The following is a 14,332-nucleotide window of genomic DNA, read 5'->3' as shown; positions in this document are numbered from 1 at the left end:
GTCGACCGTGAGATCGATCCGGCAGTCGACAAGATCGTTCACGCGACCGACGCCTCGCACCCGAGTGAGGGTGACGTCGCGATCCAGAACTACACGATCAACTTCGGCCCGCAGCATCCCGCCGCGCACGGCGTGCTTCGCCTGGTCATGGAACTGGACGGTGAGATCATCGAGCGGATCGATCCGCACGTCGGGCTGCTGCACCGCGGCACCGAGAAGCTGATCGAGTACAAGACCTACGCGCAGGCGATCCCGTATTTCGACCGGCTCGATTACTGCTCGCCGATGTGCATGGAGCACACCTTCGTGCTCGCGATCGAGAAGCTGCTCGATCTCGAAGTGCCGCTGCGCGCGCAATATCTGCGCGTGTTGTTTGCCGAGCTGACGCGCATTTCGAACCATATGCTGAACCTCGGTTCGCACGTGATGGACGTCGGCGCGATGACGCCGAACCTGTGGCTGTTCGAAATTCGCGAGGATTGCTACGGCTTTTTCGAGCGTGCCTCGGGTGCGCGGATGCACCACAATTACATGCGGCCGGGCGGCGTCCATCAGGACGTGCCCTTGAAGCTGCTGACTGACATCGCCGACTGGCTCGACACGCGCCTGCCGCGCTTGTTCGAGGACGCGATTTCGCTCGTCGCCGACAACCGCATCTTCAAGCAGCGCAACGTCGATATTGGCACGGTGAGCCGCGACGACGCGATTGCCTGGGGCTTTTCGGGTCCGATGATCCGCGCCGCGGGCATCCCGTGGGACCTGCGCAAGTCGCAGCCATACGACGTCTACGATCGGATGGACTTCGACGTGCCGGTCGGCACGCGCGGCGACTGCTACGATCGTTTCATGGTGCGCGTGGAGGAGGTGCGTCAGTCGGCGCGCATCATGCGTCAGTGCCTGAACGAAATGCCCGAGGGGCCGATCGCGAGCCTCGACCGCAAGGTTGTGCCGCCCAAGCGCGCCGAGATGAAGCAGTCGATGGAAGCGCTGATTCATCACTTCAAGCTCTACACCGAGGGCTATCACGTCCCCGCGGGCGAAGTGTACGTTGCGACTGAGAGCCCGAAGGGCGAGTTCGGCGTGTATCTGGTCAGCGACGGCAGCAACAAGCCGTATCGCTGCAAGATCCGCCCGACCGCCTTCTCGCACCTGCAGGCGATGGACTTCATGAGCCGCGGCCACATGCTCGCGGACACCACCGCGATCCTGGGCGCGATGGATATTGTTTTTGGTGAATGTGACCGCTGATGGCTGACGGACCGCAGATCCCCGACGAGGCCGAGACCCGCGCGCGCTGGGGTGCGTTCGCGTGGAACGAGGCGAACCAGATCAAGCGCAACGAGATCCTCGGGCGCTATCCCAAGGGCCGCGAGCAATCGGGGTCGATCCCGCTGCTCGACCTGGCGCAGCGCCAAGTGGGTGAAGAGACGAACACGCAAGGCTGGCTGCCCGTGCCGGTGATCGAGTTCGTCGCGCGCGAGATCGGCGTGCCCTACATCCGCGTGTTCGAGGTCGCGACCTTCTACACGATGTTCAATCTCGCGCCGGTGGGGCGTTTCCACGTCCAGGTGTGTGGCACCACGCCGTGCGTGCTGCGCGGGTCGGACGACGTGTTCGCGGCGTGCAAGAACAAGGGGCTGATCAAGGGGCGCACGACACCGGACGGCCTGTTCACGCTGACCGAGGTCGAGTGCATGGGCAATTGCGCGTCGGCGCCGATGGTCCAGATCAACGACGACAATTACGAGGACCTCGACTACGACCGCACCACCGCGATCCTCGAAGCGCTGGCGAACGGTGAGACGCCGAAGTCGGGTTCGCAGGAGCCGGGGCGTCACACGGTTGAGCCGTATGGCGGTCCGACGACGCTGACCGCGATGGTCAACGAGAACCACGATTACCGCGGCGAATGGGGGCAGGTCGCGCAGCCTCAGGCGGTGGAGCAGCAGGCATGAGTCTCGCCGACAAGGATCGTATCTTCACCAACCTGTACGGCTTCCAGTCGTGGCGGGTCGACGCCGCGATGCAGCGCGGTGACTGGGACAATACGAAAGACCTGCTTACACTCGGCCAAGACAAGATCATTGACGTGATCAAGGCGTCGGGTCTGCGCGGGCGCGGCGGCGCGGGCTTCCCGACGGGCACCAAGTGGAGCTTCATGCCCAAGGAGCCCAAGCCCGATCGGCCGAACTTCCTCGTCATCAACGCCGACGAGTCGGAGCCCGGTTCGTGCAAGGACCGCGAGATCATGCGGCACGATCCGCACAAGCTGATCGAGGGCGCGCTGGTCGCGGGTTTCGCGATGCGTGCGCGCGCGGCGTACATCTACATCCGCGGCGAGTATATCCGCGAGGCCGAGGTGCTGTTCGCCGCGGTCGCGGAAGCATATGATCGCGGCCTCGTCGGCAAGAATGCGTGCGGGTCGGGTTACGATTTTGACGTGTTCGTTCACCGCGGCGCGGGCGCGTACATCTGCGGTGAGGAAACCGCGATGCTCGAGAGCCTGGAGGGCAAGAAGGGCCAACCGCGCTTGAAGCCGCCATTCCCGGCGGGCGCGGGTCTCTACGGCTGCCCCACGACGGTCAACAACGTCGAGTCGATCGCGGTCGCGCCGACGATCCTGCGGCGTGGTGCGGCCTGGTTCTCGAGCTTCGGCAACGATAATAACAAGGGCACCAAGCTCTTCCAGATCAGCGGCCACGTCGAGAAGCCGACGGTGGTCGAGGAAGCGATGAGCATCAGCTTCCGCGAACTGATCGAGAAGCATTGCGGCGGCATCCGCGGCGGCTGGGACAATCTGCTCGCGGTGATCCCGGGCGGCTCGTCGGTGCCGCTGGTGCCGGCTAAGGATATCATCGATTGTCCGATGGACTTTGACGGGTTGAAGGGCGTCGGCTCCGGCCTCGGCACCGCCGCCGTCATCGTCATGGACAAGTCGACCGACGTCGTCCGCGCGATCAGCCGCATATCGTACTTCTACAAGCACGAGAGCTGCGGCCAGTGCACGCCGTGCCGTGAGGGTACCGGCTGGATGTGGCGCGTAATGGAGCGGCTGCGCACCGGCGATGCCGAGATCAGCGAGATCGACATGCTCCAGCAGGTCACCAAGCAAGTCGAGGGTCACTCGATCTGCGCGCTCGGCGACGCCGCGGCGTGGCCGATCCAGGGGCTGATCAAGCATTTCCGCCCCGAGCTGGAGCGCCGCATCATCGAGCGGACCGGAAAGACCGGAGGCCTCGCTCCCATGCAGGAAGCGGCCGAGTGATCCTGACCGTCGCCCTGATTCTTCAGGCGGCCGCGGCGCATAATGTTGCGCCACAGGATCGGCGCGCGCTCGATCGGGAGATGACACGGCGTTTGCGCCGGGCAATTCCAATGGCGTCGAACATCGAGCTGCGGTCGCTTTCAATCGAGCCGATTGCGACCTGCCTGCACAAAGAGGCGGCGAAGGACACCGATCGCTTTCTCTCGACCTCGTTGATGTCGAAGGAGGAGTTCGAGCGCGGCACCAAGCTTCTAGAGAAGCACCGTAGTTGCATGGGGCAGGTTATGTCGATCGCAATGCCGGTGCCGGTCTTGCGCGGAGCCTTGGCTCAGCGTCGATTGCTCGCCCAGCAATCGACGCTCGACACGTTTGCCGGTCAGACGGCACGCCCGATGGGTCGGGTGCCCGTGGCAGACGGGCGTCCGTTTCTCGTGGCTTACGCGACCTGTCTTGCCGTGTCGCAGCCCGGTTGGACCGCCGCGTTTTTGCGCACGCCATCGCGATCCCCGGGGGAGAAGCGGCAATTCATGCGATTCGGCGATGCGTTGAAAAACTGCATGCCGGTTGATCGCAGCTATAACGTCGATATGCCCGCGTTGCGGGACGAAATGGCCGCTGTCGTTGATCGTTTGGTCACGTACGGCGATGGAGCAAAGAATGCCTAAGCTGAAGGTAGACGGGATCGAGGTCGAGGTGCCGCAGGGCGCTACCGTCCTCCAAGCGTGCGAGGCCGCGGGCAAGGAAATCCCGCGCTTCTGCTATCACGAGCGTTTGAGCATCGCGGGCAATTGCCGCATGTGCCTGGTCGAGGTGAAGCCGGGCCCGCCCAAGCCGCAGGCGTCGTGTGCGCTGCCCGCCGCCGACAATCAGGAAGTGTTCACCACCACGCCGATGGTGAAACATGCCCGCGAGGGCATCATGGAATTCCTGCTGATCAATCACCCGCTCGATTGCCCGATCTGCGATCAGGGCGGCGAATGCGACTTGCAGGATCAGTCGATGGCCTACGGCCGCGGCCGCTCGCGTTTCGCCGAGAACAAGCGCGCGGTGACCGAGAAGTACATGGGACCGATCGTCAAGACGATCATGACCCGCTGCATCCAGTGCACGCGCTGCGTCCGCTTCGCGGAGGAAGTCGCGGGCGTCGAGGAGATCGGCGCGATCTACCGCGGCGAGAACATGCAGATCACCAGCTATCTCGAGGAAGCGGTGACGAGCGAGCTGTCGGGCAACGTGGTCGACCTCTGCCCGGTTGGTGCGCTGACCAGCAAGCCCTATGCGTTCGAAGCGCGGCCGTGGGAGCTGCGCAAGACCTTGTCGATCGACGTGATGGACGCGGTCGGCACCAACATCCGGCTCGATGCGCGCGGGCGGCAGGTGTTGCGCGCGGTGCCGCGCGTGAACGACGACGTGAACGAGGAATGGGCGACCGACAAGACGCGCCACGCGGTCGACGGTCTGGTGCGCAAGCGGCTCGATCGCCCGTACGTGCGCCGCAACGGCAAGCTGCACCCCGTTAGCTGGGACGAGGCGTTCGCGACGATCGCCGCGGTCAATCACGGCGGCTCGGTCGCGGCGGTCGCGGGTGATCTGGTCGATTGCGAGACGATGTTTGCGGCCAAGGCGCTGCTCACGCAACTCGGCGATGCCAAGCTCGAGGGGCGCCAGACCGGCATGGACTATGACACGTCCAGCTTGGCGGCGGTGAACTTCAACACCACGATCGCGGGTACCGAGGAAGCGGATGCGATTCTACTGGTCGGTACCAACCTGCGCTGGGAAGCCGCGCTGGTGAACACGCGCGTGCGCAAGGCGATCAAGCGCGGCGCCACGGTGTTCGCGATCGGGCCGGAAACCGAGCTGACCTACAAGGTCGAGTGGCTGGGCGACGACCTGTCGATCCTCGGCAATCTGCCGGAGGCAGTGACCGAGGCGTTCGGCAAGGCCGAGCGTCCGATGGTGATAGTCGGCGGTGCGGCGTTGAAGGGTGCGCACGGCGCGGCGCTGGCTCTGGTCAACTCGCTCAATCTGGTGCGCGACGGCTGGAACGGCTTCAACGTCGTCCACATGGCGGCGAGCCGGATGGGCGGTCTGATGCTCGGCTACGCGTCCAAGGGCGGTATCGCCGACCTGCATGACGCCAAGCTGACCTTCTTCCTTGGCGCGGACGAGTGTGACTTCTCTAAGTTCACCGGGTTCAAGGTGTTCGTCGGTCACCACGGCGATCGCGGCGCGCACCATGCTGACGTGATCCTGCCGGGCGCGAGCTACGCCGAGAAGTCGGGCACGTTCGTCAACCTTGAGGGCCGCGTTCAGCGCGGCGAGCGTGCCGGCTTCCCGCCGGGCGACGCGCGCGAGGATTGGGCGATCTTCCGTGCTTTGTCGGACAAGCTCGGCAAGTCGCTGTCGTTCGACACGCTCGACGAGCTGCGCGCTGCGATGGCGCTCGACTGCCCTGATCTCGCGACGCTCGGGCTCAAGACGTTCGCGTGGAACCCACCGTCGCTGACAACCACGGCGTCGGGGCGGATCGAGGGGTACCCGATCAAGGATTTCTATCTCACCAACGCGATCTGCCGCGCGTCCCCGACGATGCAGCGCTGTTCGGCGGAACTGATCCACGGTGAGAGCTTCGCGGAGGCAGCGGAGTGACCGGCTTCTTCAATTCAGCGCTCGGCATGTCGTATGGCTGGTCGTGGTTCCTCGCCACGATCATCGGCATCCTCGTGATCGCGCTGCCGCTGATGCTGGCGGTCGCGATGATCATCTACGCCGATCGCAAGATCTGGGCGGCGATGGCGCTGCGCCGCGGCCCCAACGTCGTCGGCCCGTTCGGCCTGCTGCAGAGCTTCGCCGACGGTTTGAAGGTGTTCCTGCAGGAAACGATCGTGCCGTCCGCGGCCAATCGCGGGCTGTTCCTGCTCGCGCCGATCATTACCTTCACGGTCGCGCTGATCGTCTGGGCGGTGGTGCCGTTCCAGCCGAGCGTGGTGCTCGCCGACATCAACGTCGGCCTGCTCTACGTCCTCGCCGCGTCGTCGCTCGGTGTGTACGGCATCATCCTCGCGGGCTGGTCGTCGAACTCGAAATACCCGTTCTTCTCCGCGATACGCGCCGCGGCGCAGATGGTCAGCTACGAAGTCGCGATCGGTTTCGTGCTGATCTCGATCGTGATGTGGGCGGGCACGTTCAACCTGACCGGGATCGTCGAAGCGCAGAAGGGGCTGTACGGCTTCATCAACGGCTTCGCGTTCAACCCGCTGCTGTTCCCGATGTCGGTCGTGTTCCTGATCTCGTCGCTCGCGGAGACGCAGCGTGCGCCGTTCGACCTGACCGAGGCGGAGTCGGAGCTCGTCGCGGGGTATCAGACCGAGTACAGCTCGATGAGCTTCGCGCTCTACTGGCTGGGCGAGTATGCCAATGTGCTGCTGATGTGCACGCTGAACGCGACCTTGTTCTGGGGTGGGTATCTGCCGCCGTTCGACTGGGCGCCGTTGTACATGGTGCCGGGCATCATCTGGCTGTTCGCCAAGATCCTGTTCTTCTTCTTTGTGTTCTCCTGGATCAAGGCAACGGTGCCGCGTTACCGCTACGACCAGCTGATGCGGCTGGGGTGGAAAGTGTTCCTGCCGTTGTCGTTGTTTTGGGTGTTTCTGGTGTCGGCCGTGCTGATGCTCATGCGCGTGGGAGTTTGAGATGAGTGTCGCGCAGACGATCAAGTCGTTCACGCTGTGGGAGTTCGTGAAGGCGCACGCCCTCACGCTGAAGTATTTCTTTAAGCCCAAAGCGACGATCAACTATCCGTACGAGAAGAACCCGCTCAGCCCGCGATTCCGCGGCGAGCATGCGCTGCGCCGTTACCCGAACGGTGAGGAGCGCTGCATCGCGTGCAAGCTGTGCGAAGCAGTGTGCCCGGCGCTGGCGATCACAATCGAGGCTGAACCGCGCGACGACGGCAGTCGCCGCACGACGCGCTACGACATCGACATGACCAAGTGCATCTACTGCGGCCTGTGCCAGGAAGCATGCCCGGTCGATGCGATCGTCGAGGGCCCGAACCTCGATTTCTCGACAGAGACGCGCGAAGAATTGATCTACGACAAGGCAAAGCTGCTCGACAACGGCGACCGGTGGGAGCGCGCGATCGCGGCGAACCTTGCCGCCGACGCGCCGTACCGTTAAGCGCGCGGCCAAGACCGAAGCCGCCGCATCAGACAGGCACCAAAGGGGCTCGTAGAATATCGTGATCCAGGCGCTCGCCTTTTACCTGTTCGCGTTCGTCGTGCTGCTCTCGGGCGCCATGACGATTCTCTCGCGCAACCCGGTCCATTCCGTGCTGTGGCTGATCCTCGCGTTCTTCAACGCCGCCGGTCTGATGGTGCTGGTGGGGGCGGAGTTCATCGCGATGCTGCTCGTCATCGTCTATGTCGGCGCGGTCGCGGTGCTGTTCCTGTTCGTCGTCATGATGCTCGACATCGATTTCGCGGAGTTGAGGGCAGGGTTCGTGCGCTACGCGGCACTCGGGCTGCTGCTCGCGGTCGCGCTGGTGGCGGAAATCCTGATCGGCGTTGGTGCGTGGAGCGCGGGCGGAATCGACCTCGCTCGCCGTGCCGCGCCGACGAGCAACACGATGCCCAACATCGAGGCGATCGGACATCTGCTCTACACGCGTTACCTGTTCATCTTCGAGGGCGCAGGGCTGGTGCTGCTTGTTGCGATGATTGGCGCGATCGTGCTGACGCACCGCGAGCGATCGGGGTCGCGTTATCAGAACATCGCGCGGCAGAATGCACGCCGTCCGCAGGACGCGACGCGCAACGTGCGGCCCGAGATTGGGCAGGGAGTGCAATTGTGAGCGGTGACATCGCGGGCGGCGTCGGCCTCGTCCATTATCTGGTCGTGGCGGCGCTGCTGTTCACGATGGGGGTGCTCGGCATCTTCCTCAACCGCAAGAATATCATCGTCATCCTGATGGCGATCGAGCTGATCCTGCTGGCGGTGAACATCAATTTGGTCGCCTTCTCGGCCGCGCTCCACGACCTCGTGGGTCAGGTGTTCGCGATGTTCGTGCTGACGGTGGCGGCGGGTGAGGCCGCGATCGGCCTCGCCATCCTGGTCATCTTCTTCCGCGGTCGCGGGTCGATCTCGGTCGACGATCCCAGCCGGATGAAGGGGTAAGACGTCCGTGCATTCGATCCTCTTCATCGTATTCCTGCCGCTCGTCGCGGCGGCCATTGCTGGGCTGGGTAACCGCTCGCTCGGCGTGGTCCCGGCGAAGGTCATCACGACGGGCGCGCTGTTCGTATCGTGCCTGCTGTCGTGGCCGATCTTCATCGGCTTCCTGAGCGGCAGCGCGAGCGCGAGCGTCACGCCCGTTCTCCACTTCATCACCTCGGGCACGTTTGACGTGTCATGGGCGCTGCGCGTCGACGCGCTGACCGCGGTCATGCTGGTCGTGATCACCAGCGTGTCCGCGCTCGTGCACCTCTATTCCTGGGGTTACATGGCGGAGGACCCGGATCAGCCGCGCTTCTTCGCCTATTTGTGCCTGTTCACCTTTGCGATGCTGATGCTCGTGACTGCCGACAATCTGATCCAGATGTTCTTCGGCTGGGAAGGCGTGGGCCTCGCCAGCTACCTGCTGATCGGTTTCTGGTTCCGTAAGCCGAGCGCCAATGCCGCCGCGATCAAGGCGTTCGTCGTCAACCGCGTCGGTGATCTGGGCTTCATGCTCGGCATCTTCGGCACCTATCTCGTCTTCAATACGGTCTCGATCCCGGCAATTCTGGCGGCGGCGCCGTCGATGGCGGGCTCGACGATCGGCTTCCTGTGGTTCCGCGCCGACACGATGACGGTGCTGTGCCTGTTGCTGTTCGTCGGTGCGATGGGCAAGTCGGCGCAGCTCGGCCTTCACACTTGGCTGCCCGACGCGATGGAGGGGCCGACCCCGGTGTCGGCGCTGATCCACGCCGCGACGATGGTGACCGCGGGCGTGTTCATGGTGTGCCGTCTCTCGCCAATGTTCGAGACGAGCCCAACCGCGCTTGGCTTTGTCACCTTCATCGGTGCCGCGACCTGCCTGTTCGCAGCGACGATCGGCACGACGCAGACCGACATCAAGCGCGTGATCGCTTATTCGACCTGCTCGCAGCTCGGTTACATGTTCTTTGCAGCCGGCGTCGGTGCGTACGGCGCGGCGATGTTCCACCTGTTCACGCACGCCTTCTTCAAGGCACTGCTGTTCCTGGGTGCGGGCTCGGTGATCCACGCGATGCACCACGAGCAGGACATGCGTTACTACGGCGGCCTGCGAAAGGAGATCCCGGTCACGTTCTGGGCAATGCTGCTCGGCACGCTCGCGATCACCGGCGTCGGCATCTACGGCATCGGCGGGTTCGCGGGCTATCACTCGAAGGATGCGATCATCGAGGTGAGCTGGGCGGCGGGATCGCCGGTCGCATCGATGGTCGGCGTGTTCGCCGCGCTGCTGACGAGCTTCTATTCGTGGCGGCTGATGTTCCTGACCTTCTGGGGCAAGCCGCGCTGGGCCGCGTCGGAGCATATCCAGCACGCGATCCACGACGCGCACGCGCACGGTCACGATCGCGTGGGCGATCACCCGCATGCCGCCGATCACGAGGTGCACGAGCACGGCAAGCAGGCCGAGCATCATCACGGCGACGTCGCGCACGAGGACGCCGGCCACACGCCGCACGTCGAGACGCGCGGCTTCAACGAGATTCCGGTCGGCACCGGTGGCTATCACCCGCACGAGAGCCCGTTGCCGATGCTGATCCCGCTGATCGTCCTGTCGGTCGGCGCGGTCGCGGCCGGTTTTACCTTCCACGGCTGGTTCATCGAGCCGGACGCGGGCGAGCGGTTCTGGAAGGGCGCGATCGCGTTCAACGAGCATCTGATGCACTCGATGCACCAGGTTCCGCTGCTCGTTCAGTTGTCGGCGACGATCGTGATGCTGACGGGGCTGCTGATCGCGTGGCTGAGCTACATCCGCTCGCCCGAGACGCCCGCGAAGACCGCAGATACGTTCCAGCCGATCTACCGCTTCCTGCTCAACAAGTGGTACATCGACGAGCTCTACGACTTCCTCTTCGTCCGGCCCGCGTTCGCAATCGGGCGGCTGCTCTGGCACAAGGGAGACGAGGGGACGATCGACCGCTTCGGTCCGAATGGATCGGCGTGGCTGGTGCAGGTCGGCAGCCGCATGGCGGGGCGCGTCCAGACGGGATATGTTTATACCTATGCTTTTGTTATGCTGATCGGGCTGACCGCCGCGGTCACCTGGGCGATCGCGGGTTGAGGGCGGCACGATGAACGGCTTCCCCATCCTGTCAGTCATGCTCGCGGTGCCGGCGATCGCCGCCGTCGCGTGCCTGTTCCTGTCGGCTCAGGCCGCGCGGGTGACCGCGCTCGCCGCGACGCTCGTCAATCTGGCGCTCGGCGTCGTGCTGTGGCTCAACTTCGACGTCGGCGGCGCGCAGTGGCAGTTCGTCGAGAATGCGCCGCTGTTCGGGCGTTTCGGCTGGGCGCTCGGTATCGACGGCTACGCACTGTTGCTGATCGCGCTCAGCGTGTTCCTGATGCCGATCTGCATCGGCGCCAGCTGGTACGCGATCGAGAAGCGCGTGCCCGAATATATGTCGGCGTTCCTGTTCACCGAAGTGCTGATGATCGGCACCTTCGCGGCGCAGGACATATTCCTGTTCTACATCTTCTTCGAAGCCGGCCTGATCCCGATGTTCCTGATCATCGGCATCTGGGGTGGGGCGAACCGCATTTACGCGTCGTACAAGTTCTTCCTGTACACGCTGCTTGGCTCGCTGCTGATGTTCATCGCGATGCTGTACATGAGCATCACCGCGAACACGACCAGCATCCCCGTGCTGATGGCGTACGATTTCCCGGTGCACGTACAGACGTGGCTGTGGCTGGCCTTCTTCGCGTCGTTCGCGGTCAAGATGCCGATGTGGCCGGTCCACACTTGGCTGCCCGACGCGCACGTCCAGGCGCCGACCGCGGGTTCGGTGATCCTCGCGGGCGTGCTGCTGAAGCTCGGCGGCTACGGTTTCCTGCGTTTCAGCCTGCCGATGTTCCCCGAAGCCTCGGCGCAACTGACGCCGTTGATCTTCGGTCTGTCGGCGGTGGCGGTGATCTACACCAGCCTCGTCGCGCTGGTGCAGGCCGACATGAAGAAGCTGATCGCTTATTCGTCGGTCGCGCACATGGCGATCGTGACGATCGGCCTGTTCGCGTTCAACGCGCAGGGGATCGAGGGCGCGATGATGGTGATGCTTGGCCACGGCCTGGTGTCGGGTGCGCTGTTCCTGTGCGTCGGCGTGATCTACGATCGGCTTCACACGCGCGAGATCGCGCGCTACGGCGGCCTCGCGATCAACATGCCGCGCTACGCGTTGTTCTTCCTGCTGTTCACGATGGCGTCGATCGGCCTGCCGGGCACCAGCAACTTCGTCGGTGAGATCCTGAGCCTCATGGGCGCGTATCAGGTGTCGACCTGGACCGCGCTGCTGTGCACCACCGGCATCATCCTGGGTGCGGCGTACATGTTGTACCTGTACCGCCGTGTCGTCTTCGGTGAGATCAAGTCGGATGAGGTCCGTGCGATGTCCGACCTGTCGGGCCGCGAGCTGTGGCTGCTCGCGCCTATCGCTGCGGTAGTGCTGTGGATGGGCGTCTATCCCGAAAGCTTTCTCGCGCCGATGCGCAAGGACACGCAGGTGCTGCTGGCGCGCATCAACCGTGCGCAGCCGGCGGGCGACAGCAAGCCGACGCGCGGCACCGGCATCATTCCGTCGGCGCATGCCGAACCTGCTCACGACAATCCGGCGTCCGGGGAGGCGCACTGATGGACTATGCTTCCCAGCTCGCGATGACGCTGCCCGAGGTGATCCTCGCGGTCGGCAGCATCGTGCTGATGCTCGTCGCCGCCTGGGGTGGCCCGGCGTCGACCAAGGCGGTGTCCTGGGCCGCGGTTGCGGTGCTCGCGGGGGCGCTGATCGCGCTCGTCGGCCCGGCGACCTCGGGTGGAGAGGCGTTCGGCGGTCTTTATCGCGCCGACGGCTTTGCCGGTTTCGCCAAGGTCTTGATCTTCATCGCCGCCGCGGTCGCGATCGTGATGGCGCCTGACTTCTTCGCGCGCACCGCGGGCGACAATCTGCGGCCTGAATATCCGGTGCTAATCCTGTTGTCCGCCGCGGGCATGGGGATGATGGTTTCGGCGGCCGACCTGCTGACGCTCTATGTCGGGCTCGAATTGCAGAGCCTGTCGGCCTACGTCCTCGCCAGCTTCATGCGGCAGGACGCGCGTTCGGCAGAGGCGGGGCTCAAGTATTTCGTCCTCGGCGCGCTCGCTTCGGGCATCCTCCTTTACGGCATCAGCCTCGTCTACGGCTTCACCGGTTCGACGATGTTCAACGAGATCGCGGGCGCCTATGCCGCGACGCCGCTGACGGGTGATGCGAAGTCGTACGGGCTGCTGTTCGGGCTCGTGTTCGTCTTCGCCGGGCTCGCGTTCAAGATGTCGGCGGTGCCGTTCCACATGTGGACCCCCGACGTGTACGAGGGCGCACCGACCCCGGTGACCGCGTTCTTCGCCTCTGCACCCAAGGTCGCGTCGGTCGCACTCGGCGTCCGCGTCGCGGTCGAGGCGATGGGCCCGGCCGAGGGGCAGTGGCGCCAGATCGTGATCTTCGCCGCACTCGCCTCGATCCTGCTCGGTGCGGTCGCGGCGATCGGCCAGCAGAACATCAAGCGACTGCTCGCTTATTCGTCGATCAACAACGTCGGCTTTGCGCTGATCGGCCTTGCCGCGGGCACGCCGGATGGCGTCGCCTCGGTGCTCAACTACATGGCGATCTACATCGCGATGACGCTGGGCAGCTTCCTCGTCGTGCTGCAGATGCGCGACCACGAGGGGCAGCCGGTCGAGACGATCGCGAGCCTGTCGGGCCTGTCGCGCACGCGCCCGGGGCTCGCCGCCGCGCTCGCGATCTTCATGTTCAGCCTTGCCGGCATCCCGCCGCTGTTCGGTTTCTACGCGAAGTTCGAGGTGTTTTACGCCGCGGTGCAGGCGGGGCTGTTCCCACTCGCGGTCTTCGGCATCGCATTCAGTGTGATCGGCGCTTATTACTACCTACGCGTCATCAAGACGATGTACTTTGACGAACCCGTCGCCGAGTTCGGGCGCGGTGATGCGCTCGAAGGCGGGTTGATCGCGGTCGCGGCGGTGATCGTCTCGCCACTCGGCTACCTCGCCATCCCGCTGCTGTCGGGCTGGACGCTGGCCGCGGCACGGGCGCTGTTCTGACCCCTCGCATCCTCGCCGTCGCGGAGACGGGTTCGACCAACGCCGACCTGCTCGAACTGGCGGCGGCGGGCAGCGCGGGCGAGGGCGTGTGGTTGCGCAGCGACCGGCAGCTCGCCGGGCGCGGACGGCTCGGGCGCGACTGGGCATCGCCCGCGGGCAATCTGTACGCGAGCACGATCGTCACGCTGCGCGCCGACGATCCGCCCGCGCCCAGCCTTGCGCTGGTCGCGGCGGTCGCGCTCGAGGAAGCGATCGCGGGGGTGCTGCCCGAGCCCGCGCGGCGCAAGCTGGCGATCAAATGGCCCAACGACCTGCTGATCGCGGGCGCCAAGGTTTCGGGCATCCTGCTCGAACGCGCCGGCGACCACGTCGTGATCGGGATCGGCGTCAACATCGCGCACCATCCCGACCTTCCCGACCGTGCGACCACCAGCCTCCATGCCGAGGGCGCGACCGTTGACGTGGCCGCATTCACCGATCGCCTCGCCGCGCTGACCGCCGCCTGGCTAACGCTCTGGCGCACGCAGGGGCTGGCGCCGATCATCGAACGCTGGAGCGAGCGCGCCCACCCACCGGGCACGTCACTGCGCGTGCGTCTGCCCGAAGGTGGGGAGCTTGCCGGCGTGTTCGACGGGCTCGACGCGCAAGGCGCGTTGCGGCTTTGCTTGGACGACGGCGACAGCCGTGTCATCCACGCCGGCGACATATTCCTGGTCTAAAAGGGA

13 protein-coding genes are annotated in these 14,332 nt (G+C 64.9%); all 13 read left to right on the top strand.

Going from position 1 to position 14,332, the window contains the following annotated elements; genetic code table 11:
- The first annotated feature begins 12 nt into the window (after positions 1-12).
- Positions 13-1,248 carry an NADH-quinone oxidoreductase subunit D gene (locus Q0579_RS07565; RefSeq protein ID WP_298810824.1) on the top strand — a complete coding sequence of 412 codons (1,236 nt, stop codon included), beginning with the start codon at positions 13-15 and terminating at the stop codon, positions 1,246-1,248.
- Entirely contained in the window at positions 1,248-1,955 is a 708-nt protein-coding gene (locus tag Q0579_RS07560; protein WP_298810750.1) for an NAD(P)H-dependent oxidoreductase subunit E, read from the top strand. The genes Q0579_RS07565 and Q0579_RS07560 overlap by 1 nt, the downstream gene beginning before the upstream one ends.
- Positions 1,952-3,265, top strand: a complete 1,314-nt coding sequence (nuoF, locus tag Q0579_RS07555) for an NADH-quinone oxidoreductase subunit NuoF (RefSeq protein ID WP_298810749.1) — start codon at positions 1,952-1,954, stop codon at positions 3,263-3,265. The genes Q0579_RS07560 and nuoF overlap by 4 nt, the downstream gene beginning before the upstream one ends.
- On the top strand, positions 3,262-3,930 hold the full coding sequence (locus Q0579_RS07550) for a hypothetical protein (RefSeq protein ID WP_298810748.1): 669 nt from the start codon (positions 3,262-3,264) through the stop codon (positions 3,928-3,930). The genes nuoF and Q0579_RS07550 overlap by 4 nt, the downstream gene beginning before the upstream one ends.
- Positions 3,923-5,917 (top strand): NADH-quinone oxidoreductase subunit NuoG, encoded by a 1,995-nt coding sequence (nuoG, locus tag Q0579_RS07545; RefSeq protein WP_298810747.1) that lies wholly within the window; start codon positions 3,923-3,925, stop codon positions 5,915-5,917. Before Q0579_RS07550 ends, nuoG begins: the two co-directional genes overlap by 8 nt.
- Before the next feature lie 26 nt (positions 5,918-5,943).
- The gene (nuoH, locus tag Q0579_RS07540; protein WP_298810822.1) at positions 5,944-6,960 is read left to right on the top strand and encodes an NADH-quinone oxidoreductase subunit NuoH; all 1,017 of its coding nucleotides are present in this window, start codon (positions 5,944-5,946) and stop codon (positions 6,958-6,960) included.
- 1 nt (position 6,961) lies between these two features.
- Entirely contained in the window at positions 6,962-7,447 is a 486-nt protein-coding gene (nuoI, locus tag Q0579_RS07535; protein ID WP_298810746.1) for an NADH-quinone oxidoreductase subunit NuoI, read from the top strand.
- Between the two features lie 61 nt (positions 7,448-7,508).
- On the top strand, positions 7,509-8,120 hold the full coding sequence (locus Q0579_RS07530) for an NADH-quinone oxidoreductase subunit J (RefSeq protein WP_298810745.1): 612 nt from the start codon (positions 7,509-7,511) through the stop codon (positions 8,118-8,120).
- Positions 8,121-8,128: 8 nt separating this feature from the next.
- Positions 8,129-8,443 (top strand): NADH-quinone oxidoreductase subunit NuoK, encoded by a 315-nt coding sequence (gene nuoK / locus Q0579_RS07525; RefSeq protein ID WP_037523803.1) that lies wholly within the window; start codon positions 8,129-8,131, stop codon positions 8,441-8,443.
- A gap of 7 nt (positions 8,444-8,450) precedes the next feature.
- Complete coding sequence (gene nuoL, locus Q0579_RS07520) at positions 8,451-10,583, top strand: NADH-quinone oxidoreductase subunit L (protein ID WP_298810744.1); 2,133 nt, start codon at positions 8,451-8,453, stop codon at positions 10,581-10,583.
- A 10-nt stretch (positions 10,584-10,593) separates the two neighbouring features.
- Positions 10,594-12,147 (top strand): NADH-quinone oxidoreductase subunit M, encoded by a 1,554-nt coding sequence (locus tag Q0579_RS07515; protein WP_298810743.1) that lies wholly within the window; start codon positions 10,594-10,596, stop codon positions 12,145-12,147.
- Positions 12,147-13,607 (top strand): NADH-quinone oxidoreductase subunit NuoN, encoded by a 1,461-nt coding sequence (gene nuoN, locus Q0579_RS07510; protein WP_298810742.1) that lies wholly within the window; start codon positions 12,147-12,149, stop codon positions 13,605-13,607. The genes Q0579_RS07515 and nuoN overlap by 1 nt, the downstream gene beginning before the upstream one ends.
- Positions 13,574-14,326, top strand: a complete 753-nt coding sequence (locus Q0579_RS07505; RefSeq protein ID WP_366522279.1) for a biotin--[acetyl-CoA-carboxylase] ligase — start codon at positions 13,574-13,576, stop codon at positions 14,324-14,326. Before nuoN ends, Q0579_RS07505 begins: the two co-directional genes overlap by 34 nt.
- The last annotated feature ends 6 nt before the right edge of the window (positions 14,327-14,332 follow it).

This window comes from uncultured Sphingomonas sp. (assembly GCF_936927845.1).
Classification (GTDB): Bacteria; Pseudomonadota; Alphaproteobacteria; order Sphingomonadales; family Sphingomonadaceae; genus Sphingomonas.
This window is presented reverse-complemented; position numbering and strand designations above follow the sequence as displayed.

Bases quoted from the DNA above. Each gene is read 5' to 3' on its own strand.
- Q0579_RS07560 (WP_298810750.1), top strand. From the start codon at position 1,248: ATGGCTGACGGACCGCAGATCCCCGACGAGGCCGAGACCCGCGCGCGC.
- nuoF (WP_298810749.1), top strand. From the start codon at position 1,952: ATGAGTCTCGCCGACAAGGATCGTATCTTCACCAACCTGTACGGCTTC.
- nuoG (WP_298810747.1), top strand. From the start codon at position 3,923: ATGCCTAAGCTGAAGGTAGACGGGATCGAGGTCGAGGTGCCGCAGGGC.
- nuoH (WP_298810822.1), top strand. From the start codon at position 5,944: ATGTCGTATGGCTGGTCGTGGTTCCTCGCCACGATCATCGGCATCCTC.
- nuoI (WP_298810746.1), top strand. From the start codon at position 6,962: ATGAGTGTCGCGCAGACGATCAAGTCGTTCACGCTGTGGGAGTTCGTG.
- Q0579_RS07515 (WP_298810743.1), top strand. From the start codon at position 10,594: ATGAACGGCTTCCCCATCCTGTCAGTCATGCTCGCGGTGCCGGCGATC.
- nuoN (WP_298810742.1), top strand. From the start codon at position 12,147: ATGGACTATGCTTCCCAGCTCGCGATGACGCTGCCCGAGGTGATCCTC.